The sequence below is a fragment of the Xenorhabdus innexi genome (assembly GCF_002632485.1).
GTDB classification, from domain to species: Bacteria; Pseudomonadota; Gammaproteobacteria; order Enterobacterales; family Enterobacteriaceae; genus Xenorhabdus; species Xenorhabdus innexi.
The window spans coordinates 1-425 of the sequence record NZ_NIBU01000273.1 but is presented as its reverse complement, the minus strand read 5'-3'; the positions used below and the strand labels follow the sequence as shown (position 1 = coordinate 425).

Genomic DNA, 425 nt, shown 5'->3' with positions numbered 1-425 from the left:
AGGTCACATCCCCACACCACACCTGATTGGGTTCTGTAACCACAAACTGACGGTCAAGATGATTAGGAATATCAACCTGTTCCTTACGTGAATAGCGATGTGTCGGCTGCTGGCGACTGACCAGCTCCAGTTCAGCCATTAATTTTCCCGCCAGCCATCGACCCAATGGTCTGCCTTTGGTAGTGACCATCGTTGCAATTGTCCGCGCACCGGCTGAGCCGTGGCTCTCGTTAAAGGCTTCACGCACCAGACTCTTCAATTTCACCCGTTCGGGGTCTGGCTGCTTCCCCCGATTTTGCCAGGCTTGATAACTACTGCGATAAACACCAAACAGTTGGCACAGGAAAGCCACGGGATAATGCACTCTGAATTGTTCGATTAGCGAGAACTGTTCAGGTAATCTGACATCAAGAGTGCTGAAGCCT

At 51.1% G+C, this 425-nt stretch carries 1 protein-coding gene; it reads right to left on the bottom strand.

Features of this window, described 5'->3' with window-relative positions; genetic code table 11:
- The coding region (locus Xinn_RS22355) for a transposase family protein (RefSeq protein WP_479688281.1) at nt 1-425 on the bottom strand (425 nt) is incomplete at both ends.